This is a genomic window from Klebsiella electrica (assembly GCF_006711645.1).
GTDB classification, from domain to species: Bacteria; Pseudomonadota; Gammaproteobacteria; order Enterobacterales; family Enterobacteriaceae; genus Klebsiella; species Klebsiella electrica.
Window position 1 is genome coordinate 1,205,093 of sequence record NZ_CP041247.1, and the last position, 13,381, is coordinate 1,218,473.

Genomic DNA, 13,381 nt, shown 5'->3' on the forward strand with positions numbered 1-13,381 from the left:
AATGCCAGCGTCACGCTGGCATTTTTGTGTCTGCGAAAGGCGGAGACTAAGCATCTGCGGCCGGTAATACCGGCATCCAGTCAATGGGGGACTCGCCGCGCTCGGCCAGCCACTGGTTAGTCTGGACGAAGTGATTACTACCGAAGAAACCGCGATGGGCGGAAAGCGGCGAAGGATGCGGCGCTTTTAGCACGCAATGACGTTTCCTGTCGATAATCGCCCCTTTTTTCTGCGCATGGGCGCCCCACAGTAAAAACACGACCCCTTCCCGATGTTCGTTGATCAATGAAATGACCTTATCGGTAAAGGTTTCCCAGCCAAGGCTGGCATGCGAATGGGCCTGACCCGCCCGCACCGTCAGGACGGTATTGAGCAGCAGAACCCCTTGTCGCGCCCAGCTTTCCAGATAACCGTGCGTAGGACGGCTGAATCCCGGGATCGTCCCTTCCAGTTCTTTATACATATTTAACAGCGACGGCGGCGTCTGGATTCCCGGCAGTACGGAGAAGGCCAGGCCGTGCGCCTGTCCGGGCCCGTGATAAGGATCCTGACCAAGAATAACCACTTTGACATCGCCAAGTTCGGTATAACGAAAGGCATTAAAGACATCTTTTTGCGGCGGATAAATCGTCATACCCGACTGGCGCTCTTCGGCGACGGTTTTCAGGGTATTCACAAAATAGGGCTGCTGCTTCTCTTCCGCCAGCACGTCGTGCCAGGTCAATGGGGGGGTCATCTTGCTCTCCTGCAAAGTGTCATCACTATAGCTTAACTGCTTCTTTCTGCATAACAAAATCCACGGTGTCAGACTGACGTTTCGCATGCAAAAAAAAATTGAAAATTTACAAAAATATTTTGCATAGCTTCTGGCGTAACTTGATATAAAACAATAATATCCCTCTATACCCATTTTTATTGAGTGGTTTTTGTTGATTTAAGTCAATGAATGCCGGTTGTTTGGCTGATATACATACACTCAGACAACAATGGTTTTACCAATTGGCCGGGAATGGGCCAAAAAGACGAATAAATATTGCCTAAGGGAGGCATCACATGATTACTGGTATCCAAATTACTAAAGCTGCAAACGACGACCTGCTGAACTCTTTCTGGCTGCTGGATAGCGAAAAAGGCGAAGCCCGCTGCCTGTGTGCAAAAGGAAGCTTTGCTGAAGATGACGTGGTTGCGGTCAATAAACTGGGTGACATCGAATATCGCGAAATTCCGCTCGATGTGAAACCGGAAGTCCGTGTAGAAGGCGGCCAGCATCTGAACGTTAACGTGCTGCGTCGTGAAACGCTGCTGGATGCGGTTGAACATCCGGAAAAATATCCGCAGTTGACGATTCGTGTCTCTGGCTACGCGGTGCGCTTCAACTCCCTGACGCCAGAACAGCAGCGCGACGTTATTGCTCGTACTTTTACTGAAAGCCTGTAAGTCGAGGCTTGAATATAAAAACGCCGGGATATCCCGGCGTTTTTTTGTTACTGCTGATTTTCACCCGCGCTACCGCTTGGTTTACGGCGCTTGCCAACATTTTTGGCGTCGCGGTGACGTTTCTTCACGCGCGATTTCTCTTTATCTTTCTCTTTTTTCTGCTCGGCGCGTTTAGCCAGTACCTTTTTGGATGGCTTACCGGTCTGCTTCTCGCTCGGTGCGCGGGTTGTCGGGCGTAGTTCATCAATAACGCGCGCTTTGAGCGGCTCGTCAATATAGCGGCCAATTTTACCCAATAGCAGATGGTCATGAGCTTCAACCAGGGAAATGGCAACGCCTTTTTTCCCCGCGCGGCCGGTGCGTCCGATACGATGCAGATAGGTATCCGCCGTGCGCGGCATGTCAAAGTTGAAAACGTGGCTCACGTCCGGAATATCTATCCCGCGGGCAGCGACGTCGGTGGCAATCAGTACATTCATACGACCGTCGGTCATCCGTTTGATTGCTTCGTTACGCTTGGCCTGCACCATTTCGCCTTCCAGCCAGCAGGTATTGATCCCCGCTTCGCGCAGCCAGGAGGCCAGCTCATGAACGCGCTCGCGCTTACGCACAAAAACGATAGAGCGGGTTGCATCCGGCTGTTTCAGCAGGTTAACCAGGAGCGCGGTTTTATGCTTAATGTCATCGGCGCGATAGTACCACTGATGAATTTTCTTACGTTCGCGCGTGGAGGGACTGGCGGAGACTTCAACGGGCTCTTCCAGCAGGCGCTCGGCAAAGTCTTTAATGGCATCGCCTTCGAGGGTCGCGGAAAACAGCATGGTCTGCTTACGCCAGCGGGTTTCACCGGCAATGTGCTCAATATCCTGCGCGAAGCCCATGTCCAGCATACGATCCGCTTCATCGAGGATCAGCGTTTCGACCGCCCGGCAGTCGAAGTTTTCTTCTTTAATATATTGCAGCAGGCGGCCGGTGGTGGCGACCACGATATCCTGGTTCTCGCTGAACACTTCCGCGTGGTTCATGTATGCGACACCGCCGGTGATGGTGGCAATGTCCAGATGTGTGTGGGCGGCCAGCTCACGGGCATGGTCGGCAACCTGCATCGCCAGCTCACGGGTCGGCGTCAGGATAAGAATACGCGGCGGCCCCGACTTCTTACGCGGGAAATCAAGCAGGTGCTGCAACGCTGGCAACAGATACGCCGCTGTTTTACCGGTACCTGTCGGGGCTGAACCGAGAATATCACGGCCATCAAGCGCAGGCGGAATAGCGGCGGCCTGAATGGCTGTCGGGCGTGTGAAACCTTTTTCCTGGAGGGCTTCCAGAAGGTTTTCGTCGAGTTCAAGTTCGGAAAAAGTCGTTACAGTCATGATCTACCTCTGAGTGGACCGACGATTATAGACGTTACGGGCGTAATGTTCATCTGTTTGTAAGGCTATCTGTTCTCCGGTATTGTGCATAGCTTCAGGCTCAGGAGTTTTTGTTCGCAAGGTTATTCAGGATGTCTCAGTCGAAGTTTGCGCTGCCGCGCAATGGTTTTACGTTTAAACAGTTCTTTATTGCCCACGACCGCTGTGCGATGAAAGTGGGCACTGACGGCATTTTGCTTGGCGCGTGGGCGCCGATCGCGCAGGTCAAACACGTGCTGGATATCGGGACCGGTAGCGGTTTGCTGGCTTTAATGCTGGCTCAGCGAACCGACAACCGGGTTATGCTGGATGCGGTAGAGCTTGATGAAGAGGCGACAGCGCAAGCGCGCGAAAACGTGGCGACCTCCCCGTGGGGGTCGCGTATCCAGGTGCATCAGGGTGATATTCAACAGTGGCAGCCTGCGCAAACCCGCCGTTATGAACTGATTGTCAGCAACCCGCCTTTTTTTACCGAAGGTGTGCCCTGTGCGACATCGCAGCGCGAGCAGGCGCGATATACGACCACGCTCGATCACGTCACGCTCTTAACCTGTGCCGCGGAGTCGATCACCGAAGAGGGCTTTTTCTGCGTGGTGTTACCGGTGGATATTGGTAATGCGTTTGTTCAACGCGCCGAAACTATGGGCTGGCATCTGCGTTTACGCACCGATGTCGCGGAAACAGAAATGCGCCCGCCGCACCGCGTACTGCTGGCTTTCTCGCCGACCGCCGGGGAGTGTTTTAGCGATCGGCTGATTATCCGTGGGCCTGAGCAGCAATACTCCGAAGGGTTTACTGCCCTGACCCAGGACTTTTACCTCTTTATGTGAGCCAGAGGTGACAGAATCGACGGGCCGCTATCCGCAAGTTGTTGCGGGTAATCCAGCGTATAGTGCAGCCCGCGACTCTCTTTACGCTGCATTGCGCAGCGAACGATCAGCTCGGCTACCTGCACCAGGTTGCGCAACTCCAGCAAATTGTTCGACACGCGGAAGCGGGCGTAATATTCGTCGAGCTCCTGCTGCAACATGGTAATTCGTCGTAGCGCACGCTCCAGCCGACGAGTGGTGCGGACAATCCCCACGTAGTCCCACATCAATAATCTTAGCTCGTGCCAGTTATGTTGAATCACCACCAGTTCATCGGGGATCTCAACCTGACTCTCATCCCAGGAAGGGAGGCTGTTAACCGGTTGCGCCAGCGGCAGACGCCGGAGAATATCCTCGGCGGCGGACCAACCGTAGACCAGGCATTCGAGCAGCGAATTTGACGCCATGCGGTTAGCTCCGTGCAGCCCGGTGTAGCTCACTTCGCCAATCGCATACAGCCCGTCAACATCAGTACGTCCGTTGTCATCAACCATCACGCCGCCGCAGGTATAGTGGGCGGCGGGGACAATCGGGACGGGTTCTTTTGTCAAATCGATACCCAGGCCGAGCAGTTTTTCGTAGATCATCGGGAAATGCTGACGAATAAAGGCTTCAGGCTTATGGCTGATGTCGAGATACATACAATCGACGCCGAGGCGTTTCATCTCATGGTCAATCGCGCGGGCGACGATATCGCGTGGAGCCAGCTCGCCACGTTCGTCAAAATCGGGCATAAACCGGGTTCCGTCCGGGCGTTTCAGGTATGCGCCCTCGCCGCGTAATGCTTCGGTTAACAGGAAATTGCGCGCCTGCGGATGGTACAAGGCGGTGGGGTGAAACTGGTTGAACTCGAGGTTGGCCACGCGACAGCCGGCGCGCCAGGCCATAGCAATGCCATCGCCGGAGGAGACGTCCGGATTGGTGGTGTACTGATAGACTTTCGCCGCCCCGCCGGTGGCCAGTACCACGGATTTCGCGCGGCAGGTCTCAACCTTTTCTTTGTTCCGGTTCCAGATCCAGGCGCCAACCACACGGCGCGTCCCCGGCAGGCCGATTTTATCGGAAATGATCAAATCAACGGCGTTACTCCGCTCCAGAATACGAATATTCGGGTGCGCGAGCGCCTGGCCAACCAGCGTCGTTTCCACCGCTTTACCGGTGGCATCGGCCGCGTGGAGAATCCGGCGATGGCTATGGCCACCTTCACGGGTCAGGTGGTAGCTCTGTTCGCCGTTGGCCTGGGTCTGGGTATCAAACAGCACACCCTGATCGATAAGCCATTGCACACAAGATTTGGCGTTGCTGGCGACGAAAGAGACAGCATGGCGATCGCACAGGCCGGCCCCGGCGATGAGCGTATCTTCAACGTGAGATTCCACGCTGTCGGTTTCATCAAAAACGGCGGCAATGCCGCCCTGCGCGTACAGCGTGGAACCTTCGCTGACAGGGCCTTTGCTCAGTACGGCGACGGAGCTGTGCTCCGCCAGACGTAGCGCAAGGGATAAACCGGCAGCGCCGCTGCCGATAATCAGCACATCACAGGAGAAGTCAGGAGTCGTATTCATCGTCTTTGTTTAATTTACTAAACACATTTTTGCCACAATAGCACCAGGTCGTGATGATTCGTACATTTTTTTTACTGGCCGTTGTGGAAACTAAACATAAGCGGGTGGGGCGGCGCAGTGTAAACGAAAGAAAATATTTGCGAGGCAGGTCGTTAGCTTCAGATTTTATAGTGAAATAAAAGCGATGTTACGTTACCCTTCTGGCGGACCTTACGCTTTTTCTTCATCATCTTACCTGGCGTTGAGTTGCGGGACATATAATGAGAGATAACAAATCGTCCGCCGTTGCCAGACAAAAATCAAAGGCGTAACGGAACTTTATTGTTTTCAAACACTCCAATCGTCTGCTTGCTCATATTGCAGTGATTGGGTAGTGCTTTGAAGACGCATGGGAATTGGGTTTGGGGAGACATTACCTCGGATGAGCGAGCAGTTAACGGATCAGGTCCTCGTCGAACGGGTCCAGAAAGGAGATCAGAAAGCGTTTAACTTGCTGGTGGTGCGCTATCAGCATAAGGTCGCGAGCCTGGTCTCCCGCTACGTGCCGCCGGGCGATATCCCTGACGTTGTTCAGGAATCGTTCGTAAAAGCATGGCGCGCGCTGGAGTCCTTCCGGGGAGATAGTGCTTTTTATACCTGGTTATATCGCATCGCTGTCAACACGGCGAAGAATTATCTGGTAGCTCAGGGACGCCGTCCACCGTCCAGCGATGTTGACGCCAATGAGGCGGAAAACTTCGAAAGTGGGGGGGCGCTAAAAGAAATTTCGAACCCTGAGAACTTAATGTTGTCAGAAGAACTGAGACAAATAGTTTTTCGTACCATTGAATCACTCCCGGAAGATTTACGCATGGCAATTACGTTGCGGGAGCTGGATGGCCTGAGCTATGAAGAGATAGCCGCTATCATGGATTGCCCGGTAGGAACGGTACGTTCACGCATTTTTCGGGCACGAGAAGCTATTGATAATAAAGTTCAACCGCTTATCAGGCGTTGACGATAGCGGAATACTGAAAAGGGTATCAGGCATGCAGAAAGAAAAACTTTCGGCCTTAATGGATGGTGAAACGCTGGATAACGAGCTGCTCAATGAGCTGAGCCGTTCTTCTGAAATGCAAAAGACCTGGGAGAGCTACCATCTCATCCGTGATTCGCTGCGAGGCGATACCGCTGAGATGCTCCATTTTGATATCTCAGCCCGCGTGATGGCCGCCATTGAGAACGAGCCCGTTCGTCAGGCGGTGCCGCTTATTCCTGAATCTCAGCCAGCACCACACCAGTGGCGTCAGATGCCTTTCTGGCAGAAAGTCCGCCCGTGGGCCAGTTCACTGACTCAGATGGGGGTGGCAGCGTGCGTTTCGCTTGCTGTTATCGTCGGCGTCCAGCAGTATAATGGGCAAAGCGAATCCGCTCAGCAGCCCGAAGCGCCTGTTTTCAACACCATGCCGATGATGGGGAAAGCCAGCCCGGTCAGTCTTGGCGTTCCGGCTGATGCGTCGGCAGGGAGCGGCCAGCAGGCTCAGGTGCAAGAACAGCGTCGCCGTATTAATGCTATGCTGCAGGACTATGAATTGCAGCGTCGCCTGCACGCAGAACAGCTTCAGTTTGGTCAGGCCCAGACTCAGCAAGCCGCTGTTCAGGTGCCAGGCTATCAAACTTTAGGAACGCAATCGCAGTAATGAAGCAACTTTGGTGTGCCATGTCGCTCATGGCAGGCAGCCTGTTCTTCTCTGTCAACGCCTCGGCTGATACATCGTCCGGGGCGTTGTTGCAGCAAATGAACCTGGCCAGCCAGTCCCTCAATTATGAGCTGTCTTTCATCAGCATCAACAAACAGGGCGTTGAGTCGCTGCGTTATCGTCACGCGCGGCTGAACAATCAACCTCTTGCCCAGCTTTTACAACTCGACGGCCCACGCCGGGAGGTTGTACTGCGCGGTAATGAAATCAGCTATTTTGAACCGGGGCTCGATCCGTTCACGCTGAATGGCGACTATATCGTCGATTCATTGCCTTCGCTGGCCTATACCGATTTTAAGCGACTGGCTGCCTACTACGACTTTATCTCTGTCGGACGCACTCGTATTGCCGACCGGCTATGTGAAGTGATTCGCGTTGTTGCGCGGGACGGTACGCGCTATAGCTACATTGTCTGGCTGGATGCGGAAACCAGGCTGCCGATGCGCGTTGATTTGCTCGACCGCGACGGGGAAACGCTGGAACAGTTCCGGGTGGTGTCCTTTAACGTCGGCGATAAGGTCAGCAGCAGTATGGAGACCCTGGCGAAAGCCAGTCTGCCACCCCTGCTGTCGGTGCCGGAAGCAGGCGATAAAGCCAATTTCAACTGGGCGCCAGCCTGGCTGCCGCAGGGCGTTTCAGAAGTCTCCAGCAGTCAGCGTCGTCTGCCGACGTTTGATGGTCCGGTTGAATCTCGCCTGTACTCAGATGGGCTGTTTAGCTTCTCGATAAACGTGAACCGCGCCTCGGCAAACAGTAGCGATCAGCTGCTGCGTACCGGGCGTCGCACTGTGAGCACGACGGTACGTGATAACGCCGAGATAACCGTGGTTGGCGAGCTGCCGCCGCAAACGGCTAAACGCATCTCCGACAGCATCAAATTCAGGGCAGTACAATGATTAAAGAATGGGCCACGGTCGTCTCCTGGCATAACGGCATGGCGCAGGTGCACTGTGACGTTAAAGCCTCGTGCAGCAGCTGCGCCTCGCGCGCTGGCTGCGGCAGTCGGGTGCTCAACAAGCTGGGGCCGCAAACCAGTCACACGATCAGCGTTCCCAGCGAGCAGCCGCTGTCCGCCGGGCAAAAAGTCGAGCTGGGGATTGCTGAAAGCAGCCTGCTGGGCTCGGCGGTTTTGGTCTACATGGCGCCGCTGGTTGGGCTGTTTGTCATGGCGTCTGTTTTTCAGGCCCTGTTTGCAAATGATTTCGCTTCGCTGTGTGGCGCGCTACTCGGCGGCGTCGGTGGATTTCTGGTGGCGCGCGGGCTTTCGCCCGGATTAGCCGCCCGCCAGTCGTGGCAGCCCGTTATTATTAGCGTTGGCCTGCCGCCAGATTTGGTGCGCGTAGAGACACCCTCTTCAGAACCAGGCCAGTGATTCCACTGGCCTTTATTTTTGATTTATTACCCCCGCCAGAACACATCATTTGCTACGGTTCTGCTGCTGGTAAGAGCATTTCCTGGTTTCGCGGATGTAGTGTAGAATGCGGCGTTTTCGGATTAAAAAACGTCAGGCACAGAACAGTGGCCTCATGATACGCGTAAGGCATAATTAACTCTAACATATGAAGAATATACGTAACTTTTCAATCATCGCTCATATCGACCACGGTAAATCGACGTTGTCTGACCGTATCATCCAGATTTGCGGTGGCCTTTCCGATCGTGAAATGGAAGCCCAGGTACTGGACTCCATGGATCTTGAACGTGAGCGTGGTATCACCATTAAGGCGCAAAGCGTCACCCTGGATTACAAGGCGACCAACGGCGAAACCTACCAGCTGAACTTTATCGATACCCCGGGGCACGTCGACTTCTCTTATGAGGTGTCACGTTCGCTCGCCGCATGTGAAGGCGCGCTGCTGGTGGTCGATGCGGGTCAAGGGGTGGAAGCTCAGACGCTGGCCAACTGCTATACCGCCATGGAAATGGATCTGGAAGTGGTGCCGGTTCTCAACAAAATCGACCTGCCTGCTGCCGATCCGGAGCGCGTAGCCGATGAAATCGAAGACATCGTCGGTATCGATGCGGCCGATGCGGTCCGCTGCTCGGCGAAAACCGGCGTCGGCGTTCCCGATGTTCTGGAACGTCTGGTGCGTGATATTCCGCCGCCGGAAGGTGATGCCGATGCCCCGCTGCAGGCGCTGATTATCGACTCCTGGTTCGATAACTATCTTGGCGTTGTTTCGCTGGTGCGTATCAAAAACGGCACGATGCGTAAAGGCGACAAAATCAAAGTTATGAGCACCGGTCAGGTCTATAACGCCGACCGCCTGGGTATCTTCACGCCAAAACAGGTTGATCGTACCGAGCTGAAATGCGGCGAGGTAGGCTGGCTGGTGTGCGCCATTAAAGATATCCTCGGCGCTCCGGTTGGCGATACCCTGACGACGTCGCGTAACCCGGCGGATAAGGCCCTGCCAGGCTTTAAGAAAGTGAAACCGCAGGTGTATGCCGGTCTGTTCCCGGTGAGTTCCGATGACTATGAAGCCTTCCGCGATGCGCTGGGCAAGCTGAGCCTGAACGATGCCTCTCTGTTCTATGAGCCGGAAAGTTCAACGGCGCTGGGCTTCGGCTTCCGCTGCGGCTTCCTCGGCCTGCTGCACATGGAAATCATCCAGGAGCGTCTGGAACGCGAATACGACCTGGATCTGATTACCACCGCGCCGACGGTAGTCTACGAAGTGGAGACCACGTCGAAAGAAGTCATCTATGTCGATAGCCCGTCCAAGCTGCCGCCGCTGAATAACATTCAGGAGCTGCGTGAGCCGATCGCAGAATGTCACATGCTGCTGCCGCAGGAGTTCCTGGGCAACGTCATCACGCTGTGTATTGAAAAGCGTGGCGTGCAGACCAACATGGTTTATCACGGTAAACAAGTTGCGCTGACCTATGAAATTCCGATGGCGGAAGTGGTTCTCGATTTCTTTGACCGCCTGAAGTCCACCTCCCGTGGCTACGCGTCGCTGGATTACAACTTCAAACGTTTCCAGGCATCCAACATGGTTCGCGTGGATGTGCTGATCAACGGCGAGCGTGTTGATGCGCTGGCGCTGATCACCCACAACGATAATGCGCCGTACCGTGGTCGTGAGCTGGTGGAAAAGATGAAAGATCTGATCCCACGCCAGCAGTTCGATATCGCGATTCAGGCGGCTATCGGCAACCACATTATTGCCCGTTCGACCGTTAAACAACTGCGTAAAAACGTGCTGGCGAAATGCTACGGCGGCGACGTCAGCCGTAAGAAAAAGCTGCTGCAGAAGCAGAAAGACGGTAAGAAACGTATGAAGCAAGTGGGTAACGTTGAGCTGCCGCAGGAAGCGTTCCTCGCTATTCTGCACGTCGGTAAAGACGGAAAATAACCATTAAGGAGTTGGCATGGCGAACATGTTTGCCCTGATCCTGGTGATTGCAACCGTGATCACGGGGCTTTTGTGGTGCCTGGATAAATTTATCTTTGCACCAAAACGTCGTGAACGTCAGGCCGCTGCTCAGGCAGCGACCGGTGATAGCCTCGACAAGCAAACGCTGAAGAAAGTCGGCCCGAAACCGGGCTGGCTGGAAACGGCAGCCTCGGTATTTCCGGTGCTGGCGATCGTTCTGGTGGTGCGCTCATTTATTTATGAGCCGTTTCAAATTCCGTCCGGTTCGATGATGCCAACGCTGTTGATTGGCGATTTTATTCTGGTGGAGAAGTTTGCCTACGGCATTAAAGATCCTATCTACCAGAAAACGCTGATCGAAACCGGTCATCCGAAACGCGGCGATATCGTGGTGTTTAAATACCCGGAAGATCCGCGTCTGGACTACATTAAGCGTGCTGTTGGCCTGCCGGGCGATAAGATCACCTACGATCCGGTGGCAAAACAGGTCACCATCCAGCCGGGCTGCAGTTCCGGCCAGGCATGTGGTAACGCACTGCCGGTGACTTACTCCAACGTTGAGCCCAGCGATTTCGTCCAGACGTTCTCTCGTCAGAACGGCGGGGAAGCGACCAGCGGTTTCTGGCAGCTGCCGAAAGGCGAAAGCAAGGCGGACGGCATTCGTCTGACCGAGCGCAAAGAGACGCTGGGCGAGGTGACTCACCGCATTCTGACCGTGCCGATTGCTCAGGATCAGGTTGGAATGTACTACCACCAGTCTGGCCTGCCGTTGGCCACCTGGATAGTGCCGCCGGGTCACTACTTCATGATGGGTGATAACCGCGATAACAGCGCCGACAGCCGTTACTGGGGCTTTGTGCCAGAGGCCAACCTGGTGGGTAAAGCCACGGCCATCTGGATGAGCTTTGAAAAACAGGAAGGTGAATGGCCGACCGGCGTGCGTTTATCGCGTATCGGCAGCATTCATTAATTTTCCTGCCTTATTCACGCTGCCGCTGCAATATTGGCAGCGTGAATTATTTAATATTTAAATCCCTTCAGACTAACGACATCTATTGTCGTTGCGTATAGAATATCCCCCCGAAGTTTTGGTTGTCTCTCGCAAGAGTGACACTGCACACGAAACCGCGTTGGTTGATTTTACTCTGAATAATTTGGGTTGCAGAAAGGCGGCAGGCAAGCGCACAGGCAATCTTAACAGGGACAGAGCTGCCCAGGTCGGTTTCGTGTGCTGCATTTTTGACGCATTCATTTATTGGTAACGCATGAACCCCATCGTAATTAATCGGCTTCAACGGAAGCTGGGCTACACTTTTCATCATCAGGAGCTGTTGCAACAGGCATTAACTCATCGCAGTGCCAGCAGCAAACACAATGAGCGCCTGGAGTTCTTAGGTGACTCAATTCTGAGTTTTGTGATCGCCAATGCGCTCTATCATCGTTTCCCTCGGGTGGACGAAGGTGATATGAGCCGTATGCGCGCAACGCTGGTACGAGGCAACACGCTGGCGGAGATCGCCCGCGAGTTTGAACTGGGTGAGTGTCTGCGCCTTGGTCCGGGTGAGTTGAAAAGCGGCGGCTTCCGTCGCGAGTCTATTCTGGCGGATACCGTAGAAGCATTGATTGGCGGGGTCTTCCTCGACAGCGATATCCAGAACGTTGAGCGCCTGATTCTCAGCTGGTACCAGACTCGTCTGGACGAAATCAGTCCTGGCGATAAGCAAAAAGATCCAAAGACCCGTTTGCAGGAGTACCTGCAAGGTCGTCACCTGCCGCTGCCTTCCTATCTGGTGGTGCAGGTGCGCGGTGAAGCACACGATCAGGAATTTACTATCCACTGCCAGGTCAGTGGCCTGAGTGAACCGGTGGTAGGCACAGGTTCCAGCCGTCGCAAGGCGGAGCAGGCTGCCGCCGAACAGGCGCTGAAAAAGCTGGAGCTGGAATGAGCATCGATAAAAGTTATTGTGGGTTTGTCGCCATTGTTGGCCGCCCGAACGTGGGGAAATCCACGCTGTTGAATAATCTGCTTGGGCAGAAGATTTCGATCACTTCCCGTAAAGCGCAGACCACGCGTCACCGCATTGTTGGTATCCATACCGAAGGGCCGTATCAGGCAATTTATGTGGATACCCCGGGCCTGCACATGGAAGAGAAACGCGCGATCAACCGCCTGATGAACAAAGCGGCGAGCAGCTCTATTGGCGACGTTGAACTGGTGATTTTCGTTGTCGAAGGCACCCGCTGGACGGCCGATGATGAAATGGTGCTGGGCAAGTTACGCGATGCCAGAGCGCCGGTGATTCTGGCGGTCAATAAAGTGGATAACGTGCAGGAGAAGGCGGATTTGCTGCCGCACCTGCAGTTCCTGGCAAGCCAGATGAACTTCCTCGATATCGTACCGATTTCTGCGGAAACCGGGATGAACGTCGATACCATCGCCGGGATCGTACGCAAACATCTGCCGGAAGCGATTCATCACTTCCCGGAAGATTATATTACCGACCGTTCTCAGCGCTTTATGGCCTCCGAAATCATTCGTGAAAAGCTGATGCGCTTCCTTGGCGCCGAGCTGCCGTATTCGGTGACGGTTGAGATCGAGCGTTTCCAGGCTAACGAACGCGGCGGTTATGATATTAACGGCCTGATTCTGGTTGAGCGTGAAGGTCAGAAGAAGATGGTCATTGGCAACAAAGGCGCCAAAATCAAAACCATCGGTATTGAAGCGCGTAAAGACATGCAGGATATGTTCGAAGCGCCGGTTCACCTCGAACTGTGGGTGAAGGTCAAATCCGGCTGGGCCGACGACGAGCGCGCATTGCGCAGCCTCGGTTACGTTGACGATCTCTGAGTTTGATACGCCATGGCTTTCGCGGCGCAGACAGGCGGCAAGACCGTGAGTCCCCGGGAGCTTACATTAGTAAGTGACTGGGGTGAAAGAGTGCGGCCAACGCACCTGCAACCTGAAAGACGACGAGTATG

General features: G+C 54.4%; 13 protein-coding genes. 10 read left to right on the top strand and 3 right to left on the bottom strand.

Features of this window, described 5'->3' with window-relative positions; all coding sequences use genetic code 11:
• Positions 1–46: 46 nt before the first annotated feature.
• Positions 47–736, bottom strand: a complete 690-nt coding sequence (gene ung, locus Electrica_RS05845; RefSeq protein ID WP_131048734.1) for a uracil-DNA glycosylase — start codon at positions 734–736, stop codon at positions 47–49.
• Between the two features lie 317 nt (positions 737–1,053).
• Here ung and grcA point away from each other — a divergent pair, with 317 nt between their 5' ends.
• Complete coding sequence (gene grcA, locus Electrica_RS05850) at positions 1,054–1,437, top strand: autonomous glycyl radical cofactor GrcA (protein WP_100683373.1); 384 nt, start codon at positions 1,054–1,056, stop codon at positions 1,435–1,437.
• 47 nt (positions 1,438–1,484) lie between these two features.
• Here the strand turns inward: grcA and srmB are convergent, their stop codons facing one another.
• Complete coding sequence (gene srmB / locus Electrica_RS05855; RefSeq protein WP_100683372.1) at positions 1,485–2,810, bottom strand: ATP-dependent RNA helicase SrmB; 1,326 nt, start codon at positions 2,808–2,810, stop codon at positions 1,485–1,487.
• 131 nt (positions 2,811–2,941) lie between these two features.
• Here srmB and trmN point away from each other — a divergent pair, with 131 nt between their 5' ends.
• Positions 2,942–3,679 (top strand): tRNA(1)(Val) (adenine(37)-N(6))-methyltransferase TrmN, encoded by a 738-nt coding sequence (gene trmN / locus Electrica_RS05860; protein WP_141963879.1) that lies wholly within the window; start codon positions 2,942–2,944, stop codon positions 3,677–3,679.
• Here the strand turns inward: trmN and nadB are convergent.
• Positions 3,664–5,283 (bottom strand): L-aspartate oxidase, encoded by a 1,620-nt coding sequence (nadB, locus tag Electrica_RS05865; protein ID WP_100683370.1) that lies wholly within the window; start codon positions 5,281–5,283, stop codon positions 3,664–3,666. The two genes, trmN and nadB, sit on opposite strands and share 16 nt — an antisense overlap.
• A 421-nt stretch (positions 5,284–5,704) precedes the next feature.
• Here nadB and rpoE point away from each other — a divergent pair, with 421 nt between their 5' ends.
• From rpoE to era, 8 genes are all read left to right on the top strand, one after another.
• On the top strand, positions 5,705–6,280 hold the full coding sequence (rpoE, locus tag Electrica_RS05875; protein ID WP_004866461.1) for an RNA polymerase sigma factor RpoE: 576 nt from the start codon (positions 5,705–5,707) through the stop codon (positions 6,278–6,280).
• A 31-nt stretch (positions 6,281–6,311) separates the two neighbouring features.
• Positions 6,312–6,962, top strand: a complete 651-nt coding sequence (rseA, locus tag Electrica_RS05880; RefSeq protein WP_131048736.1) for an anti-sigma-E factor RseA — start codon at positions 6,312–6,314, stop codon at positions 6,960–6,962.
• A complete protein-coding gene (rseB, locus tag Electrica_RS05885; protein WP_131048737.1) occupies positions 6,962–7,918 on the top strand; it encodes a sigma-E factor regulatory protein RseB in 957 nt (318 codons plus the stop codon). The genes rseA and rseB overlap by 1 nt, the downstream gene beginning before the upstream one ends.
• A complete protein-coding gene (gene rseC / locus Electrica_RS05890; protein WP_131048738.1) occupies positions 7,915–8,394 on the top strand; it encodes a SoxR-reducing system protein RseC in 480 nt (159 codons plus the stop codon). The genes rseB and rseC overlap by 4 nt, the downstream gene beginning before the upstream one ends.
• A gap of 187 nt (positions 8,395–8,581) precedes the next feature.
• Complete coding sequence (gene lepA, locus Electrica_RS05895) at positions 8,582–10,381, top strand: translation elongation factor 4 (protein WP_100683366.1); 1,800 nt, start codon at positions 8,582–8,584, stop codon at positions 10,379–10,381.
• Positions 10,382–10,397: 16 nt separating this feature from the next.
• Positions 10,398–11,372 (top strand): signal peptidase I, encoded by a 975-nt coding sequence (lepB, locus tag Electrica_RS05900; RefSeq protein ID WP_100683365.1) that lies wholly within the window; start codon positions 10,398–10,400, stop codon positions 11,370–11,372.
• Positions 11,373–11,667: 295 nt separating this feature from the next.
• Complete coding sequence (gene rnc / locus Electrica_RS05905) at positions 11,668–12,348, top strand: ribonuclease III (RefSeq protein WP_002914065.1); 681 nt, start codon at positions 11,668–11,670, stop codon at positions 12,346–12,348.
• On the top strand, positions 12,345–13,250 hold the full coding sequence (era, locus tag Electrica_RS05910; protein ID WP_141963881.1) for a GTPase Era: 906 nt from the start codon (positions 12,345–12,347) through the stop codon (positions 13,248–13,250). Before rnc ends, era begins: the two co-directional genes overlap by 4 nt.
• The last annotated feature ends 131 nt before the right edge of the window (positions 13,251–13,381 follow it).